The 18,211-nt window shown below is 60.3% G+C and carries 20 protein-coding genes and 1 pseudogene; 15 read left to right on the top strand and 6 right to left on the bottom strand.

What is annotated here, in order from left to right; translation table 11 throughout:
* Positions 1–129 (bottom strand): annotated as a pseudogene (locus ABI_RS26295) (tyrosine--tRNA ligase); the annotation flags it as partial.
* An 87-nt stretch (positions 130–216) separates the two neighbouring features.
* On the opposite strand from ABI_RS26295, the gene ABI_RS16610 reads away from it, so the two are divergent.
* The 4 genes from ABI_RS16610 to ABI_RS16625 all read left to right on the top strand — a co-directional run bounded on the left by ABI_RS16610 (position 217) and on the right by ABI_RS16625 (position 3,717).
* Positions 217–1,350, top strand: coding sequence for an anhydro-N-acetylmuramic acid kinase (locus tag ABI_RS16610; protein WP_006274206.1), 1,134 nt, complete (start codon positions 217–219; stop codon positions 1,348–1,350).
* 65 nt (positions 1,351–1,415) lie between these two features.
* Positions 1,416–1,835: a hypothetical protein gene (locus tag ABI_RS23835; protein WP_006274207.1), complete on the top strand. Its 420-nt coding sequence runs from the start codon at positions 1,416–1,418 to the stop codon at positions 1,833–1,835.
* A 79-nt stretch (positions 1,836–1,914) separates the two neighbouring features.
* Complete coding sequence (locus tag ABI_RS16620; protein WP_006274208.1) at positions 1,915–3,300, top strand: serine hydrolase domain-containing protein; 1,386 nt, start codon at positions 1,915–1,917, stop codon at positions 3,298–3,300.
* 54 nt (positions 3,301–3,354) lie between these two features.
* The gene (locus ABI_RS16625) at positions 3,355–3,717 is read left to right on the top strand and encodes a hypothetical protein (RefSeq protein WP_040309536.1); all 363 of its coding nucleotides are present in this window, start codon (positions 3,355–3,357) and stop codon (positions 3,715–3,717) included.
* Positions 3,718–3,884: 167 nt separating this feature from the next.
* On the opposite strand, the gene ABI_RS16630 is transcribed toward ABI_RS16625, so the two are convergent.
* Together ABI_RS16630 and ABI_RS16635 are read right to left on the bottom strand one after the other, a co-directional pair.
* Entirely contained in the window at positions 3,885–4,331 is a 447-nt protein-coding gene (locus tag ABI_RS16630) for an alpha/beta fold hydrolase (RefSeq protein WP_006274210.1), read from the bottom strand.
* A gap of 2 nt (positions 4,332–4,333) precedes the next feature.
* Entirely contained in the window at positions 4,334–4,984 is a 651-nt protein-coding gene (locus ABI_RS16635) for an alpha/beta hydrolase (protein WP_006274211.1), read from the bottom strand.
* 171 nt (positions 4,985–5,155) lie between these two features.
* On the opposite strand from ABI_RS16635, the gene ABI_RS16640 reads away from it, so the two are divergent.
* The 11 genes from ABI_RS16640 to ABI_RS16685 all read left to right on the top strand — a co-directional run bounded on the left by ABI_RS16640 (position 5,156) and on the right by ABI_RS16685 (position 15,662).
* Entirely contained in the window at positions 5,156–5,680 is a 525-nt protein-coding gene (locus ABI_RS16640; RefSeq protein WP_040309537.1) for an Rrf2 family transcriptional regulator, read from the top strand.
* Positions 5,680–6,780: a cysteine desulfurase family protein gene (locus ABI_RS16645; protein WP_006274213.1), complete on the top strand. Its 1,101-nt coding sequence runs from the start codon at positions 5,680–5,682 to the stop codon at positions 6,778–6,780. Before ABI_RS16640 ends, ABI_RS16645 begins: the two co-directional genes overlap by 1 nt.
* Positions 6,780–8,246 carry a Fe-S cluster assembly protein SufB gene (sufB, locus tag ABI_RS16650; protein ID WP_006274214.1) on the top strand — a complete coding sequence of 489 codons (1,467 nt, stop codon included), beginning with the start codon at positions 6,780–6,782 and terminating at the stop codon, positions 8,244–8,246. The genes ABI_RS16645 and sufB overlap by 1 nt, the downstream gene beginning before the upstream one ends.
* Positions 8,246–8,776: a hypothetical protein gene (locus ABI_RS25325; RefSeq protein ID WP_006274215.1), complete on the top strand. Its 531-nt coding sequence runs from the start codon at positions 8,246–8,248 to the stop codon at positions 8,774–8,776. The genes sufB and ABI_RS25325 overlap by 1 nt, the downstream gene beginning before the upstream one ends.
* Positions 8,773–9,528, top strand: coding sequence for a Fe-S cluster assembly ATPase SufC (gene sufC, locus ABI_RS16655; protein ID WP_006274216.1), 756 nt, complete (start codon positions 8,773–8,775; stop codon positions 9,526–9,528). Before ABI_RS25325 ends, sufC begins: the two co-directional genes overlap by 4 nt.
* The gene (locus tag ABI_RS16660) at positions 9,525–10,571 is read left to right on the top strand and encodes a SufD family Fe-S cluster assembly protein (RefSeq protein ID WP_006274217.1); all 1,047 of its coding nucleotides are present in this window, start codon (positions 9,525–9,527) and stop codon (positions 10,569–10,571) included. Before sufC ends, ABI_RS16660 begins: the two co-directional genes overlap by 4 nt.
* Entirely contained in the window at positions 10,561–11,775 is a 1,215-nt protein-coding gene (locus ABI_RS16665; RefSeq protein WP_006274218.1) for an aminotransferase class V-fold PLP-dependent enzyme, read from the top strand. Before ABI_RS16660 ends, ABI_RS16665 begins: the two co-directional genes overlap by 11 nt.
* A 13-nt stretch (positions 11,776–11,788) precedes the next feature.
* On the top strand, positions 11,789–12,181 hold the full coding sequence (locus ABI_RS16670; protein WP_006274219.1) for an SUF system Fe-S cluster assembly protein: 393 nt from the start codon (positions 11,789–11,791) through the stop codon (positions 12,179–12,181).
* Positions 12,182–12,183: 2 nt separating this feature from the next.
* Positions 12,184–12,576: a HesB/IscA family protein gene (locus ABI_RS16675; protein ID WP_006274220.1), complete on the top strand. Its 393-nt coding sequence runs from the start codon at positions 12,184–12,186 to the stop codon at positions 12,574–12,576.
* 139 nt (positions 12,577–12,715) lie between these two features.
* Positions 12,716–15,169 carry a TonB-dependent receptor gene (locus ABI_RS16680; RefSeq protein WP_006274221.1) on the top strand — a complete coding sequence of 818 codons (2,454 nt, stop codon included), beginning with the start codon at positions 12,716–12,718 and terminating at the stop codon, positions 15,167–15,169.
* Between the two features lie 79 nt (positions 15,170–15,248).
* Positions 15,249–15,662 (top strand): Rid family hydrolase, encoded by a 414-nt coding sequence (locus tag ABI_RS16685; RefSeq protein WP_040309539.1) that lies wholly within the window; start codon positions 15,249–15,251, stop codon positions 15,660–15,662.
* 132 nt (positions 15,663–15,794) lie between these two features.
* Here ABI_RS16685 and ABI_RS16690 read toward each other — a convergent pair whose 3' ends face one another.
* The 3 genes from ABI_RS16690 to ABI_RS16700 all read right to left on the bottom strand — a co-directional run bounded on the left by ABI_RS16690 (position 15,795) and on the right by ABI_RS16700 (position 18,156).
* Positions 15,795–16,196 carry an STAS/SEC14 domain-containing protein gene (locus ABI_RS16690; protein ID WP_006274222.1) on the bottom strand — a complete coding sequence of 134 codons (402 nt, stop codon included), beginning with the start codon at positions 16,194–16,196 and terminating at the stop codon, positions 15,795–15,797.
* Between the two features lie 73 nt (positions 16,197–16,269).
* Entirely contained in the window at positions 16,270–17,013 is a 744-nt protein-coding gene (locus tag ABI_RS16695) for a lysophospholipid acyltransferase family protein (RefSeq protein ID WP_006274223.1), read from the bottom strand.
* An 84-nt stretch (positions 17,014–17,097) separates the two neighbouring features.
* Positions 17,098–18,156 carry a GGDEF domain-containing protein gene (locus ABI_RS16700; RefSeq protein ID WP_006274224.1) on the bottom strand — a complete coding sequence of 353 codons (1,059 nt, stop codon included), beginning with the start codon at positions 18,154–18,156 and terminating at the stop codon, positions 17,098–17,100.
* Between the last annotated feature and the right edge of the window lie 55 nt (positions 18,157–18,211).

Raw genomic sequence — 18,211 nt, forward strand, 5'->3', positions numbered from 1 at the left:
GCCGATATAACCGGTGATCATGCCCTTGGCCGCGAGCGCGTCCAATGCTTCGGCGTCGGTGCACTGATGGATGAAGCCTCGCGACTGGAGCGTGCGCAGGAATTCGGATTTGAAGCTTGGCTCGGTCATGATTTGCGTGCAATATCGGTGTGAAACAGAGAGAACGGTGTGTGACGAAAGCACCGTCCGGCGTCAAGTGAAGGCGTGGAGAAAATCATGAAAGTGTTGGGATTCATGACAGGGACCTCGCTGGACGGGATCGACTTGGCGATCCTGGACAGCGATGGCGAGTCGATTGCCGCCTTCGGGCCATGGGCGGAAAATGCCATGCCCCCCGCTGTGCGCGGCATCCTGGAAAACGCTGTGCGTACCGCCCTGGCGTGGCCGCGCGGCGCCGCCGAGCCCGCCGTGTTCGAAGAAGCCCGCCGGGTCCTGGTCGGATTTCATCTTGAGGCAGCGGATCATTTCCTGCGTCATAATGGCTTGAGTTTCAAGGATATCGACCTGATGGGGGTGCATGGCCAGACGGTTCTGCACGAGCGTCCCCAGCCCGGGCGCAAGGGCCGCACCGTTCAGTTGTTCGACGGCCAAGCCTTTGCCGACGCCACGGGCGTGACCGTGGTCAGCGACTTTCGTCAGGCCGACGTCGCCGCGGGCGGTGAAGGCGCGCCCCTGGCGCCCGTCTATCACAGGGCCTTGGTGCAGCAGGCCGGGCTCGGGCTGCCCGTGGTCGTGGTCAATCTGGGCGGCGTCGCTAACATTACGCTGATCGATGAGGATCTTAACCTGACGGCACTGGACACGGGTCCAGCGAACGGGCTGATGGACCAGTGGATGCGCCAGCACGGCCGCGGCGACTACGACCACGAGGGCCAACTGGCCGCATCCGGGGCTGTTGATGCCGATGTCGTCGCGGCCTATCTGGGCCATCCTTATTTTGCCGCGTCCGCGCCCAAGTCGCTGGACCGCTACGATTTCACCTTGGAACGGGTCCAGGGCATGCCGATCGAGGATGGTATGGCGACCCTTTCGGCCTTTACTCTTCAGAGTCTGATGGCCGGTATCGACCAGGTCGGCGCCAAGCCCAAGACGGTCGTCCTGGCGGGTGGCGGGCGCCACAACGCTCACTTGGTGCGCGGCATTGCCTCGGCGCTTTCGCCGGCGCGAGTCGTACTGGCTGAGGATCTCGGCTGGCGGGGCGGTGCCGTTGAGGCCGAGGCCTTTGCCTATATGGCGGCGCGGTCCCTGCGTGGATTGCCCATTTCCTTCCCGGGCACGACATCGGCGCCTGAACCTCTGACGGGTGGTGTGATCTCTTCACCGCGAGGGCGCAGCCAGTCGGTCGCCTAAGCATGACGGCGATCATATCGCTTTCTTACGCCACAGATCGGAAACTACCGTGAAGGAGATCCCTTATGAAGTACTTTCCGTTTGTCTTGTTGGGTCTGGCCGCCTGCACGCCCGGAGTAGAAACCGTGTCGACGGCTTCTTCCGACGTGGCAAGCCAAGCTCCGGCCGCGTCTGTCATGACCCCGGTTGCGACCGGCGATGGTATTCCTGACGCCTTTACCGGTCGCTGGGACGCCAGCACCGCCGCTTGCGCTTCCACGAGTGACATGAAGCTGGTTATTAAGCCGAAGGAACTGGAGTTTTACGAAAGCAGCGGCTCTGTGCAAAGCGTGACGATGGCCAGCCCGACCGACATTACCGCCGTGGCCGCCATGTCGGGCGAGGGGGAGCAGTGGCAAAGAACGCTGCGCATGGAATTGGGCGATAGCGGCAAAACCCTAACGATTGATGGCGGCGTGGGCGGTGTTCGCGTCCGATGTCCGTGACAGATTTGTAATCCCGATCCGACTTGGAGCCGTCCGCCCGCCGTGTTAGTCACGACAGATACGTTTTCGGGAGGGCTCGATGGCCGGCAAGTCGTTTTTGGGTATGGGGGCAGTCTTGGCGCTGCTGGTGGCTTCGGGATCCGCTATGGCGGTTACGCCGGAGCAATCGGCCCGGATCGACCTGGTGGTACAGCAGGCCATGGCTGCCAACCAGACGCCTTCAGCCCAGGTTGCGGTCGTCGAGAAGGGCAAGATCGCCTTCTCCAAGGCCTACGGCGTGGCGCAGATCGGCCCGGATGTGCCGGCGACAACGGCATCACGCTATCAGATCGCATCGGTCTCGAAGGCCTTCACCGCGGCAGCCGTGATGTTGCTGGTCGATGAGGGCAAACTGTCGATGGAAGACAAGGTTGCCAAGTGGTTCCCGGAACTCACTCAGGCCGGCGACATTACGATCCGTCAACTGCTGAGCCACACGTCGGGCTATTCAGACTACTGGCCGCAGGATTATGTCATGCCATCGGTCCAGGGCCAGACCACGCCGCGCGCCATCATGGACCAGTTCGCCAAGGCGCCGCTTGACTATCAGCCGGGCGAGGACTGGCAATATTCCAACACCGGTTTTGTCGTTGCCGGCCAGATCGTCGAAAAGGTTTCCGGCAAGCCTCTGTACAGGTTCATCGAGGAACGCATTTTCAAGCCGGCCGGAATTACCGACGGCCTTGATGCTTCGGCGGTTGACCTGAAAGCACCTGACGCGCTGGGTTATCAGCGCCAGGGGATGGGTCCGAACCGTTTGACGCCGAAAGCCGGCCGCGGCTGGCCCTACGCTTCGTGGCCACTGGCTCTGACGGCGGAGGACGTTGCCAAGTGGGACCTGACCCTGATCCGCCGGTCGTTGTTGTCGCCGGCTGGTCATGACATCCAGATCCAGACGGTCAAGCTGAACAACGGCAAGGATACTGGCTACGCCATGGGATGGTTCGTCGCCAAGAGCAATGGCCGGACCCTGGTCAATCATGGCGGCGAGGGGGCGGGGTATCTGACCGAAAACCGCATCTATCTCGAGGACGGCCTGGCGATCGTGGTGTTGACCAACACCATGACCGGTTCGGCGCACAGCGATATCGCCGACCGCATTGCTTACATTCTTCTGCCGCAGCAGGGCGTCGACGCCAAGGTCCTGGCGGCGTTTGAGGCTTTGCAAAAGGGCGAGGCGGACCGTTCGGCCTTCACCGACAATTTCAACGACTTCCTCAGCGAGCAGGCCCTGGCAGACCATCGCGAAAATCTGGGCGCCATGGGCGCGCCTGTGCAATTCACCCTGGCTAGGTCGAGCAACCGTGGAGGGATGGAATCGCGCAGCTATCGTATCCGCATGGAGAATGGCAAGGATTTGCGCTTGAGCGTCTATGTCACCAAGGACGGTAAGTTTGAGCAGTTTTTGGTCTACGGTGTGAATTGAATCACCGCTATACTCTGCTGCGTTCGCAATGTCGGCTATTGAGGGGGATGGGTTATGCGGTCTTTAATCTGGACGACAACTTTTGTGGCGTCATTCGCGCCCGTCGCGGCGTTTGCCGACGCTATTCCGACGGCTTTCCACGGAAATTGGAGTCAAAGTCAGGCTACCTGCAACGACCCAAACGAAGATACGCATGGTCTGACCATCACGCCAAACGCGCTGAGTTTCTACGAGTTGCAGATCAAGGTGGCGCAGGTGACCGACGTCGCACCTGGTTATGTTAAGGTCGAAGGGACTTACCGTGACGCCGGTGACACCGGACAGATCGCTGTCGACATGTTCTTGTCTACGGAAGACAGTGTGTTGGCTTTATCCGGAGACTTGAACAGTCAACTTGTTCGTTGCCGTGGAAAATGAGCCTAAGTCTCAAGGCTTAAATGGCGATAGATCGCATCGGCAACTTCATATGGACGCACGTGAATCAGATCATGTTCACTGCCGGGCACGACCAAGAGGCTTGCGTTCGGCAGATGGCTTTGAAAATGTTGGCCAACGGCGAGTGGACTGATCGGGTCGTTGTCGCCTCAGATCAACAAGGTCTGGTGGTGGATATCGTGGAGCTGGTTCGAAACGTCCAGCCTTTGGTCGATCACCCAATCGGCCACCTGCGGGAATTCGCGGCGGTAGTCCGGGCGCCAGTCGGCGGCGCCCATTGCCGAGATGTCCATACCGCCGGCCGTCACCGCCAGCACCAGCCGGCGCACGTTCTCGGGGTGGCGTAGAGCAACCGTCAGGCCGATGGCGCCACCCATGGATTGCGCCAGCATGTCGACCGGTTCGTCGCCGAGTTTGGCTTCGACCAGACCGACAAGGTCGTAATAGGCATTGACCGCCGGATCAGGCGGATTGGCGCCCAGGCCCGGCCAGCCGAAATACGTCTTGTCCCAATCGGGCGGCAGGAGGTCGCCCAAAGGCCGCCAGAAGTTCGGGTTGCCGCCGACTCCCGGCAGAAAGAACAGGCGCCGAGCCACCCTTATTCGGCGTGGCCGGACAGGCGGCGGTCCAGATAGGCACCGACGTGGCGTTCGACCTCGCTCAGTTGCTCCGTCCAGAAATGGTTCGCATCCTGCACAACTTCGTGGTCGATGGTGATGCCCTTCTGAGTCCGCAGTTTGGCGACGACTCGGTCGACTTCAGAGGTCGGTACGATGCTGTCATTACCGCCGTGCAGGAACATGCCCGAGGCCGGGCAGGGCGCCAGGAAGCTGAAATCATAGGCATTGGTCGGCGGCGACACGGAGATGAAGCCGTCGGTTTCCGGCCGGCGCATCAAAAGTTGCATGCCGATATAGGCGCCAAAGTCGTAACCGGCGACCCAGAATTGCGCCGCCGTCGGGTTCTTGGCCTGCAGCCAGTCCAGCGCGGTCGCGGCGTCAGCCAGTTCGCCGATGCCGGAATCGAAGTCGCCCTGGGACTTTTGCACGCCGCGGAAGTTGAAGCGCAGGACCGAGAAGCCGCGCGTCATGAACAGATGGAACAATTGTACCGTGACCGGATTGTTCATATGGCCGCCCGCCTTGGGGTGCGGATGCAGAATCAGGGCGATCGGTGCGTTTTCCGTCTTGCCGGCGCTGTAGCGGGCTTCAATGCGTCCAGCGGCTCCCGCCAGGATGACTTCAGGCATGCAATCACCTTGTAAAATCAAAAAATTCTGCAGTGCACACCATAATACTTGACTGTTTTACTCGGAATTATTAAGGTCACAGTCAGGTCGGATGGCGCGCCCTTGCCGCGCCTCTTAGCACAAAGATTTGTCTTTGCGCAGGTTTTTACAAGAATTCCGCGAAGGTCGCTGATGCGCTTATCCACCAAGGGACGTTATGCCGTTATGGCCATGACCGACCTGGCTTTGAACGGCCAGGCTGGCCGGCCAATTTCGCTGTCGGAAATCTCGGAACGGCAACAGATTTCGCTGTCCTATCTCGAACAACTGTTCGCCCGCCTGCGCAAGGCCGGGCTGGTCAAGAGCGCGCGCGGTCCCGGCGGCGGTTATTCCCTGTCGCGCGGCGCTGAACGGCTGTTTGTCTCGGAAATCGTCCTGGCGGTCGATGAGCCAATCAAGGCAACGCGGTGTGAACTGACGTCGAACAAGCTGGGCGCCAACAAGCGCCTGGGCAAGGATGAGGCTGCGCGCGAAATCGGCTGCATGCCGGGCGGCCAGCGCTGTTTGACGCACAATCTGTGGGAAGACCTGGGCGTGGCCATCCATGACTATTTGTCACAGGTCTCACTCGAAGACGTCGTGCGTAAACGTACCCGTAAGAAGGTGCAGATCACCGCGCCGGACTCTATGCGTTCGCCGGCGTTTCTGGAGGCTTGATGACACTCTATCTCGACCATGCTGCGGCGTCGCCGCTGCGCCCTGAGGCGCGCGAGGCGTTTCAGCGCGCGTCGGATATGGGCGGCAATGCATCGTCGATCCATGCCGCCGGCCGCAAGGCTAAGGTGATGCTGGAGGATGCGCGGTCGGATGTGTTGAGCGCGGTCGGCGGGATCGGCGCCGGGTTGGTGTTCACCTCGGGCGGTACCGAAGCCAATGCCCTGGCTCTGTGGCAGGCAACCGGGTTCGACTATGTCGTGGTGTCGGCCGGTGAGCACGATAGTGTTTATGGTGCCGTGACAGACGCGGTCGTGGCGCCGCTGACGAAGGCGGGCCAGGTCGATGTGGCCGCTTTGCAAGACTTGCTTGCGCGTGACGGCCGGCCGTTTGTCGCCGTCATGTTGGCCAACAACGAAACCGGCGTGATCAATGACATCGCTTCTGTGGCTGAGGTGGTCCATGCCCGTGGCGGTTGGCTGCATGTCGATTCTGTCCAGGCACTGGGCAAGATGGTTGTGGATTTTCAAGCGCTTGGCGCCGATTCCTTAGCCATCAGTGCGCATAAAATCGGTGGCGGGCAGGGCGTCGGCGCCTTGGTTTACGATCGCGACCGGGTTTTGAAGCCGCGCACCATAGGCGGCGGACAGGAATTAGGCCTGCGTGCCGGTACCGAGAATGTGCCTGGAATTGCGGGCTTTGCGGCGGCCATAAAGGCTTGCCAGCCGGTGTGTGAGGACGTAAGCCGCGCCCAAGTGCAGGTCGAGGCGGCTTTGCAGGTCCTGGGGGTTGTGATTGTTGGTGGCGATGCGCCGCGAGTGCCGGGTGTTCTGTGCCTGGCGCAGCCGCAGTGGGCGTCGAACCTGCAATTGATCCATATGGATATGGCCGGGATCTGCGTCTCGTCGGGCTCGGCCTGTTCATCCGGCAAGGTGAAGACGAGCCGGGTTGTCACGGCAATGGGCCGTCCCGATCTCGCTGACAAGGTGTTACGCGTGTCGGCCGGATGGACGACACAGGCAGAAGATTGGCAACGTTTTTATGACGTCTGGTCAAAAGGTTATGAAGTGTATTTAAAGCGTCACGCAAAGGAAATGGCGTAATGGCCGCGGTCAAGGAAACCATCGATACGGTCGCCAAGCTCGAAACCTATGAGCATGGCTTCGTTACCGATATCGAAATGGAGTTCGCCCCCAAGGGGTTGAACGCCGACATCGTGCGCTTCATTTCGGCCAAGAAGAATGAGCCGGAGTGGATGCTGGAACTGCGTCTGGCGGCGTTCGAGCGCTGGCTGACCATGGAAGAGCCTGACTGGGCCAAGGTCAACTACACCCGGGTCAATTACCAGGATCTGTATTACTACGCCGCGCCGAAGAAGAAGGTGGGTCCGAAGTCGCTGGACGAGATCGATCCGGAAATCCTCAAGACCTATGAAAAGCTTGGCATTCCCTTGAGGGAGCAGATGGTCCTGGCCGGAGTCGAGGGCGCGCCAAAATACGCCGTTGATGCCGTCTTCGATTCGGTTTCGGTCATCACCACCTTCAAGGATGAATTGAAAAAGTACGGCGTCATTTTCTGCTCTATTTCCGAGGCCTTGCGCGAACATCCTGAACTGGTGCGGCAATATCTTGGCACGGTCGTGCCGGTGTCCGACAACTATTTCGCCGCTCTAAACGCCGCCGTATTTTCCGACGGGTCGTTCGTCTATGTTCCGCCGGGCGTCCGTTGCCCGATGGAGCTGTCGACCTATTTCCGCATCAATGCCGAAAACACCGGCCAGTTCGAACGCACCCTGATCATCGCCGACAAGGGCGCCTATGTCTCCTACCTGGAGGGCTGCACGGCGCCGCAGCGCGACGAAAACCAGCTCCACGCCGCCGTTGTCGAATTGATCGCTCTGGACGATGCCAATATCAAATATTCGACGGTGCAGAACTGGTACCCCGGCGACGCCGAGGGCAAGGGCGGTATCTACAACTTCGTCACCAAGCGCGCCGATTGCCGTGGCGCCCGCTCGAAAGTGTCGTGGACTCAGGTCGAGACGGGATCGGCCGTCACCTGGAAATACCCGTCCTGCATCCTTCGCGGCGATGACAGCGTCGGTGAGTTCTACTCGATCGCCGTCACCAATGGCGCGCAACAGGCCGATACCGGCACCAAGATGATTCATCTGGGCAAGAACACCCGGTCGCGCATCATCTCCAAGGGCGTATCGGCCGGCCGGTCATCCAATACCTATCGCGGCCTGGTCTCGGCCCATGCCAAGGCAACGGGTGCGCGCAACTTTACCCAATGCGACAGCTTGCTGATCGGCAAGACCTGCGCCGCGCATACCGTCCCCTATGTCGAGTCGGATACAGCCAAGGCCCAGTTCGAACACGAGGCGACGACGACGCGGCTGAGCGAGGACCAGTTGTTCTACGCCATGCAGCGCGGCCTGTCGCAGGAAGAGGCGGTGGCCTTGCTGGTCAACGGCTTCGTCCGCGACGTGCTGCAGGAACTGCCCATGGAATTCGCCGTTGAGGCTCAGAAACTGGTCGCCATCAGCCTCGAGGGGAGTGTTGGGTAATGTCCGTCGAACAATATGCCCTCCTGAACGAAGAACGACTGCCAAAAGCATCTGAAGTTTCGAATCGCGCACAGGAACTTGGCTACGATTTCCAAATCACCGAGCCTGTCGATCTTTGCATCCATAAGGGTTATTTGCCGGTCAAGCTGGACGGCGCAGATTCTGGCTTTGAAGCCTATTTTGTTCAGACAAGCGGAGTCGAGGGTTTGCCTTCAGAGGCATCCGGAACTTGGCCCTTTGCTGCCGTCACGATTACGGGTGGAAATTCGCTCGAAGGCATGGCGGCTACTATCTACTTGCGAGCCTTGGTTGACATCTTCGGTGCGGCCTATTGGTATCCTGATGACGGCGTTCAACAACCAGGCAAAGCGTCAGCCTACCTAACTGACGCAATATCCTCGCTTAAGGTACTAGTCGAAAGAGATGCCGCCCGCGCTTCTCGACGACAGCCGCCGCCACCCAATCCCGAACCGCCGAGGCCGCAACCTCCCAAAGGTGGATTCTTCTCCCGACTTATAGGCCGCAAGTGACCGCACTATCGATTTCCAACCTCACCGTCTCCGTAGACACCAAGACCATCCTGAAGGGCTTGAGCCTGACCGTGCCCAACGGCGAGGTCCATGCCATCATGGGGCCGAACGGTGCCGGCAAGTCGACCCTGGGCTATGCCCTGGCCGGACGGCCCAACTATGCCGTGACCGGCGGTACGGCCACCTTCAACGGTGAGGACCTGCTCGACAAGGATGTCCATGAGCGTGCCGCGGCGGGCCTCTATCTGTCGTTCCAATATCCGCTCGAAATTCCCGGCGTTCCAGCTTTAACTTTCCTTCGCACCGCTCTGAATGCACAAAAGAAACTCCGTGGCGAGGACGAAGTCTCTGCGCCGGATTTCCTGCGTCGCGTCCGTGAGGTTGCCAAGTCGCTGAAAATCGACATGGATATGTTGAAGCGGCCGCTCAATGTCGGCTTTTCCGGCGGCGAGAAGAAGCGCATGGAAGTGCTGCAGATGGCCATGCTGGAGCCGAAATTCCTGATTCTGGATGAAACCGATTCCGGCCTCGATATCGATGCGCTGAAGGTTGTTTCCGACGGCGTCAATGCCCTTCGGTCGCCCGAGCGCGGCATGTTGGTCATCACCCATTATCAGCGCCTGCTGGATCATATCAAGCCAGACCAGGTCCACGTCCTGGTCGCCGGCCGCATCGTTAAGTCGGGCGGTCCGGAACTGGCGTTGGAACTGGAAGCGCGCGGATATGACGAATATCTGGGAGTTGCTGCGTGACGCAATTGATGCCGCTCGACCTGTTCGATGTTTCATCCTACCCGAACCGCCGGGTCGAGGAATGGAAGTATAGTGACCTGTCGCGGGCGCTGCGTGAAATTCCCCAGAAAGACAAAATCGTCAATGTTGATCCGGTATCACGCTTTGCGGTGCAGGATTTTGCCGTTTTTACGGTGCGGAATGGCGATTATGACGGGCTGAACGAAGCGGTTGCGACGTCGAACGGCAAGTTGTGGATTCGCCATCTGGACGAAGGCGTCACCGGCCCGGTTGTTGGCCATCAGGGCCGCGCCGTTTTACATGTCGCTGACGATCAAAGCCTGACCGTGTTCGAGACTTACGAAGGGCAGGGCGCCTATGCCGCCCATACCGAGCTGGGGATAAGCCTGGGACAAAACAGTGGATTCATCAGAATTGTTGTTTTGGATGAACCGCTTACTGCCCTGTCGATACGTCGATCAACGATTGATACAAGGCCGGGCGCCAAGGTGCATCAGGCGGTTTTTTCGGCGGGTGCACAATTTTCGCGCTTCGAGACGCATCTGAACCACGCCGGTCATGGCGCCGACGTCGTCCTGGATGGCGCCTACCTGCTGAAAGGCAAGGCGCATTTCGATCTGACCACGCGCGTTACCCATGGTGAGATCGACGGTGTGACCAGCCAGACCATCCGCGGTCTGGTCAAGGATCAGGCGACCGCGGTCTTTCAAGGCCGCATCCTGGTCGAGCGCGGCGCCGACGGAACGGACGCCCGTATGCGGCACCAGGCGCTGATCCTGAACGATGGCGCCCATATCCGCGCCAAGCCGGAACTGGAAATCTACGCCGACGACGTCCAATGCGCTCATGGCAACACCATCGGTGCGCTGGACGAGGAGGCGATGTTCTTCTGCCAATCGCGCGGCATGGATGAAGCCACGGCGCGCGGCCTGCTAACCCACGCTTTTGTCATGCCGGTGGCCGATGCCATTCCGGATGAGGTGCTGAAATCGGTCGTGCTAGATTTCCTGGAACATGAAGCGGAGGACTATCATGCCGTTTGATGTCGAAAAGGCCCGGGCAGATTTCCCAATCCTAAGCCGCGAGATCAACAACAAGCCGCTGGTCTATCTTGATAGCGGCGCCTCGGCCCAGAAGCCGGAAGCGGTCATCGAGGCCATGTCGCACGCCATGCGCCATTCCTATGCCAATGTGCACCGCGGCCTGTACCGTATGGCCAATGAGGTCACCGACGCCTATGAGGCCGGCCGCGAGACCGTGGCGAGTTTCATCGGCGGGGAAACGAATGAGATCGTTTTTACCAAATCCGCGACCGAAGCCGTCAACCTGGTAGCCAATAGCTGGGGCGATCGGCTGCAGGCCGGCGACGAGATCCTGACGACTGAGATGGAGCACCACGCCAACATCGTGCCCTGGTACATGTTGGCGAAGCGCCGTGGCGCTGTACTGCGCTATGTGCCGATGCTGGATGACGGCAGTCTGGATATGGTCGCGTTTGATGCCATGTTGTCGCCCAAGGTCAAGATCGTTGCCGTCACCCACATGTCGAACGTGCTGGGGACCATCAATCCGGTCACCGAGATCGCCACCAAGGCCCATGCGGTCGGCGCGAAAGTGGTCATCGATGGCGCCCAGGGCGTTGTCCACCTCAAGGTCGACGTCAAGGCGATCGATGCCGACTTCTATGTTTTCTCGGCGCACAAGCTGTACGGCCCCACCGGGCTGGGCGTGCTGTACGCCAAGTCCGAACTGCTGCATGACATGCCGCCATGGCAAGGCGGCGGCGAGATGATCGGCCGTGTTACAAAAGAAGAGATCACCTGGAACGAACCGCCGCACCGCTTCGAAGCCGGTACGCCCGCTATCCTGGAGGTCATCGGCCTGAAAGCCGCCATCGACTGGCTGAACCAGTTCGACCGCGCCGAGGTCGAGGCCCATGAACACGCCCTTTATCAGCGTGCCTATGATCGCCTGACCCAGATCAATAGTCTGCGCGTCCATGGCACGGCGCCGGGGAAGGGCTCGATCCTGACCTTTTCGCTGGGCCAGGCCCATGCCCACGACGTGGCGCAGATCCTGGACCGTTACAATGTCGCTGTGCGCGCCGGCACCCACTGCGCCGAGCCGTTGATGACCCGTTTGGGCGTGACCTCTACCGTTCGCGCCTCCATCGCCCTATATAATACCCAAGCCGAGATCGACACGCTGGCCGAAGCTGTCGAGAAGGCCCAATCCTTCTTCGCCTGAAAGCGATTTTCGTATGAGTGACGACGCAACCCCGACCCAGGACCTGTTTAGCCTCTTCGATATGGGGGCCAATCAACCGCAGGCTCTGGAACAGGCCGAGCTGGAACGGCTGACCGATGAGCTGATCACCGCCTTCAAATCGGTGTTCGATCCGGAAATTCCGGTCGACATCTACGAACTGGGGCTGATCTACCGCGTCGATGTTTCCGACGATCGCCATGTCGTGGTCGACATGACCTTGACGGCGCCGGGCTGCCCGGTGGCAGGCGAAATGCCAGGCTGGGTCGAGCAGGCGATCACCGGCGTCAAGGGTGTTGCCTCGGCCGAGGTCAATCTGGTCTTCGAACCGCCTTGGGACTCGTCGCGCATGAGCGATGAAGCCAAGCTGCAACTGAACATGTTTTGATCATGGACATCATCCCCAACATTGCGCCGCGTCCCCGCCGTCCGCGCCCGGCCGTTGTCACCTTAACCGATGCCGCGGCTGATCAGGTTAAGGCGATCATGGCGCGTGCCGACAATAGCTATGCCGGCCTGCGGGTTGGCGTGAAGCAGGGCGGTTGCGCCGGGCAGGAATATGTCCTGTCCTATGCCGACGCCATCGGACCGTTGGACGAGGTGGTGAGCGACAAGGGTGTCACCGTGCTGATCGATCCAAAGGCGGTGCTGTATCTGGTCGGCACGGTCATCGATTACGAGACAACTAAACTGGCGTCGAAGTTCGTGTTCAGGAATCCGAACGAAACCGACGCCTGTGGCTGCGGCGAAAGTGTTACCATCAAGCCGGCAGCGGCGGAGTAACCCGCGAGACACAGCCGGCCGCCATATGCCGGTTGACACCGAGGCTTCACATCTCTGCAATCAAGCTGTCATGAGGCAAGCCTAGCCCTGATCGGGATGACGTGCGCGTAAGGCACGTCCTGTTCCATGGGGTAAGATCATGCATGTTTCCGCCTTCCGTCCGTGGCTGATGGCCGCCGCCAGCCTGGTCGCCGTCGCTGCCGCCACTTCCGTCCAGGCTCAGGACGCCGCCCAAGTTTCGGTGGCCGAAGAGCAACCGATCGAAGTGATCATCACCACCCAGAAGCGCAGTCAGGCGCAGTTCAAGGTGCCGGTAGCGGTGACCGCCCTATCGCAAAGCTTCATGGATGAGGTTGGCATCAACGACTTCGCCCAGCTGTCGCGCTTCGTGCCGGGCTTCGAGGTTCAGGACCAGTCGCCGAACAATCCCGGCTTCGTCATCCGTGGTATCACGTCGGACTCGGGTGACTCCGTTGGCGAAACCCGCGTCTCAGTCTTCCAGGATGGCGTGTCGATCTCGCGGTCGCGAGGCTCCTATGTCGAGCTGTTCGACCTGAACCGGGTTGAAGTCGCCAAGGGACCGCAATCGACGTTGTTTGGCCGCGGCGCCTTGATTGGGGCGGTCAATGTCATCCAGGCCAAGGCGAATCCGGTGGCCTTCGACGCCAGCGCAGCACTCAGCCTGGGCAGCCTTGACTACCGTCAACTCGACGCCATGATCAACGTGCCGCTCGGCGATACCGCAGCCGTGCGGGTCGCTGGCCGCAGCAAGTCCCGCGACGGCTATACCGAGAACCTGCTGGACGGCGAAGATTTCAACAGCCTGGACACCGATGCCGCGCGTATCTCGTTCAATTGGCAGCCGACCGAGGCGTTCAACCTCGATCTGATCTACAATTTCCAGCAGGACGGCAACAGCGGCACCGGCTTCAAGTCGGGCACCTTTGTTCCAACCGACCCGACGACCGGCCAGGTCCTGGGCGATACCAGCCCCTTCACAGGCGCGGCCCTGGTCGCTACCGACGGCTTCAAGGGCGGCCGCGAGTTGGGTCTGGACCGCACGGTCGAGGGCACGACCCTGCTGATGAGCTATCAGTTGTCGCCGGCCTACAGCCTGACCTCTACCACGGCGGTGCGCCGATTCAATTCGAGCGAAGTCTTCGACGCCGATGGCTTCTCCCTGGGCCTTCTGACCGCGGCTGAGGACGCCAAGGCGAGTCAGGCGTCGCAGGAGATCCGCCTGAACTATGACGGTGATCGCCTGTCGTGGTTTGCCGGTGCCAGCTATTTCGACGAGCACGGCTCGCAGCACGTTCCGCTTCAGATCGACGAACTGGGTTACCTTGCCCTGCTCAACAACCTTCTCAATCCGGCGCACCCGGCGACCAGCGCACAGATCCGCGCCGGGCTTGGCGCGACATCCTACGCCCCCTTCGTCAGCTTCTTGAAGTCCAATCACCGCGAGGCCTATACCAACTTTGGCGACACAAGCTCGGCCGATGTCTATGCCGACCTGACCTACCGTTTCACGCCGAAATTCGAATTGAGCGCCGGGGTTCGTTATACCCAGGACGACAAGACCAGCGGTTACAGCTCTGAAGTCTCCGACCACTCTGGTCTGGCTGCCCTTCAGGCCGCCAATGCCGCCACGACCGCCTGGGCGACGCAGTTCTATCAAACGAACGGCGTCCCGCCGACCGCATTGCAACAGCAGGCTTATTTCCAGGCCCAGTTCGGCGGCGCCCTGGCCCTGCCGCTAGGTCTGACGGTTCAGCCGACCGCAGGACGCATCGACAAGACGTTCGAGGATGACGGTGTCACCTGGCGCCTGGTCGGTCGCTATGAATTCAACTCCAACGTCTCGACCTACCTGTCATTCGCCACCGGTCGCCAACCCAAGACCTTCTCCGGCAGCGCTCCATCCTTGCCCGGCGGTACACCGAAGTTCACCGAAGCCGCGGCGGAAACCGTCGACAGCGTCGAGTTCGGGGTCAAGTCGCGGCTGATGGACGGCCGCCTCATCTGGGACAGCGCCATCTACAATTACGACTACCAGAACTTCCGCACCACCGTGCAGACCGGACCTACGACGTTCGAGGAACGAAGCGCTGGTGAGGCCAATGCCTATGGCCTGGAAACCCAGACCCGCTTCAGGGCGCGTCCGGGCTTCGACCTGTTCGCCACCTACGCCTACAGCCAGGCCCGCTTCGGCAATGGGTTGTACGAAGACAACAGCTTCCGCCTCAATCCGGACCACAAGGTTTCGCTGGGCGCGCACTTCGTTCGTAACGCCCATGGCGCCGTCTGGACGGTCACCCCAACCTACAGCTGGCAGTCGGAAATATTTTTCGATGACGACAACGATCTGAACGACGCGAAGCAGGACGAGGTCCAGGAGGCCTATGGCCTGCTGAATCTGCGTGTCGGCTATGCGCCGGACAACGCGCGTTGGAAGCTGGAGTTGTTCATCGACAACGCCACCGACAAAAACTACCTGAAGGACGCCGGCAATACGGGCGATGGGGTCGGCATCCCGACCTTCATCGAGGGGGCACCGCGGACCTATGGCCTGACCTTCCGCATTCGCAACTGACCTTGGCAGGTCGCGGCCGGTGTTGCGCGCCGGCCGCGACTATGCCATGTCGACATCCAGACATGCACAGGAGGCGGGTATGCGTTGGGGTACGATAATTTTGGCGGCCTGCCTTGTTGCGGCGCCGGCCTATGCCGAGGTGAAGCGTGACGACTATCGGCCATGGGAAAAAGACATCGGCTACGCGCGCGCGGTCCGTCATGGCGACACGCTTTATATTTCCGGCGTCACGGCCCAGGGCGCCACTGTGGCCGAACAGATGTCCAACATCTATGCAGAGATTGGTGATATACTGAAAGCCCATGGCCTGGACAGCAAGGCTGTGGTCATCGAAACCATCTACACTCGCGACATAGAGGCGGTGAAGGCCGCGATCGCTATCCGCAAACAGTTCTACGTCGATGACGTCTACCCCGCGGCCACCTGGGTGCAGATCGAGCGCCTGTTCGATGAAAAACAGCTCATCGAGATCGAAATCGAGGCTGCGCTTTAGACCTCTGCTTCCATGTGTGCCAGCCATTCCAGCGCATCCGTGCGGCTGGAGAGGCGCCAACATTGGCGGCGGAATTGTGCGATCCTCGGTGTTTCTTTGAGAGATAGCGGTCTCTTACGATGTCAAGGCGTTTTACGCCCGGCGGCGGGCAGCGGTGCCGTCAAGCCATTCGAGGGCTTCATCTACCGTCGTGAAGGCTTTGCGGATTTCGCGCGGGAACAAGCGGCTGACGACGTGAATGCGTGCCTGGTCAAGCGGATTATTGACGACCACGGCAACACGGGAACTGTAGTCGCGACAGCCGACCCGGTCGTGCCACCATGCGGCCAGGCGGGTAATCTCGTCGAAATCGACAAGCCCCTCTGCGCGGCGATAGTCGAACAGCCGGTCATAGGTCCAGGGTTCGGCGATTTCGGAATAGACTTCGATCCAGTGGTCGATGAGTGCGCGGCTTTCGATGTCACCGGATATGACGAAGAGGATACGGTGACGGTCTTCGTCGATCTGGGCTCTGACATGAAATCGCCGTGCCATGGGGTGTCTCCGGTGAAGGAATTGTCCCAATAATCATACAAGCCCGTTAACTTAGGCTTACCCTAACTTAGGCTTACCCTGCGACCAATACCGACGGCGTATACGGTGTGCCCGTAGCTTCGGCGATCAGGTGTTGCGAGCGGGTTTCGATCCGGTCGCGCAGCAGGTCCAGGAAGGCGTTCTTATCCATGCCTGGCTCTATCGGATCGAGGAATTCCAGCACGGCCGTGCCGCGCGTCTTCTTGTAATGCTCTTCCTGCCAGAACAGACCCAGATTTGTCGCTACGGGCACGACGGGCATGTTGAAGTTGTTCATCATGTGCCAAACGCCCGACCGGTATTTGCGGTAGGTGCCCGGCGCGTTGAGATGGCCTTCCGGATAGATCAGGATGCTGCGCCCGTCCTTGGCGGCATCGGCCGAGCGCGACGCCAGGTTCTTGCGCGCTTCGTGGCCGCCGCAGTTGTTGACGACAATGGCGCCCAGCTTTTGCAGCAGCGTGCCCATCAGGGGGAATTTCTCGAGATGGTCCCCGGTGACGAAGGCCAGGTCCCCGAATTGCGAATAGATGCAGTAGCCGTCGCCCCAGCTGTGGTGTTTGCAGGCAAAGATCACGGGGCCGTCTGGCAGGCGGTCCTTACCGCGAACCTCCAGCTTGATACGGGCAAAGACGTCCATGGCCTGGACCATGCGGCGGGTGTAGCGCTTAATCACCCAGTTCACCGGTTTGCGGCCGGGAAACATAGCTACGAAAAGCGCGGTCAGACCGTAGGCGACCGACAAAAACCAGTAGGCAACGGAAAATAGAAAGCTGTTCATAGCGATGGCCCCGACGAATATGCCAATTGAACATTGTTCAAATTCAAAGTCAAGGCCTGAGGCGGACTATGTGGCTAACGGGAATCAGGCTGCGTTGGAGCCGCGGGTTTCGTTTTCGGCCACGGTGACCTTGTTGCGGCCGTTGTTCTTGGACAGATACAAAGCCTTATCTGCCCGATCCAGAAGGTCGAAGGCGTCTTCGGCGTGAGTGCGCTGGGCGATGCCGGCCGATATGGTGACGGTGCCCAGATCTTCGTTGGTCGAGCGCCGCTTCAGTACGCGCGAGGCGATTTCGGTGCGGGCTTCGTTAAGCAGACGCTCGACCGTGCCGGAGGTTTCGCCGGGGAACAAAAGGCCGAATTCCTCGCCGCCATACCGGGCGGCCATGCGCGGCGGGCGGCCGATGCGGGCCAGGACCGAAGCGACATAGCGCAGGACCTGATCGCCGGTCTGGTGACCCCAGGTGTCGTTGAAACGCTTGAAGTGGTCGATATCGATGACGGCTAGGGTCAGGGGCTTGGTGACGTCGTCCGTGTCGCAATGGGCGTCCAACGATTCGTCGAACGACTTGCGGTTGGCCAGGTTGGTCAGGGCGTCGGTCATCGCTTCCATGCGCACCTGATCCAGGTGCTTGCGCAAGCGGGTGACTTCGCGTGACGATTCAGACAGGCGGCCTTCCAGGACGCTGTGCTGGGTGAGAACGTGGTTGGTCGCCGTGGTCAGGCTGTCGATAAGGCCCTTCAGGGCGGCTGCGTCGACAGCGCTCATGGTCTTGCGCGCGCCTTCCAGGGTTTCGCCGTAGTTCTTCTGGGCCTTTTGAGCCTCGACGATGACTTCGGTGATCGAGGCCAACTCGCGGGTCAGTTTCAGGCCGGCGTCGCGGACTTCGTCATTGACCTTGAGGCGTGCGATGAACTTGGCCGCCAGGCTTTCGGAGATTTCTTCAGTGATGTTTTCGCTGGCCTTTACAAGGCGGTTGATTTCTTGCGCCAGGGCGCCGTCCGGATCGCCGGCGACATGCAGCCAGAGTTCGTAGTTGAGCGGAGTCGGCCAAACGCCATGGTCCTGCATCAGCCGAAGCGCTTCCCCCGCCAAGGCATAGGCGGCGGGGCTTCTGACGCTGATTTCGATATCGTTGCTCATCAATCCCTCTGGCGTCCCTTTAAGGGTCACTTATTCCGTGACGGATGGAGATTAC

It is taken from the genome of Asticcacaulis biprosthecium C19, from assembly GCF_000204015.1.
GTDB lineage: Bacteria > Pseudomonadota > Alphaproteobacteria > Caulobacterales > Caulobacteraceae > Asticcacaulis > Asticcacaulis biprosthecius.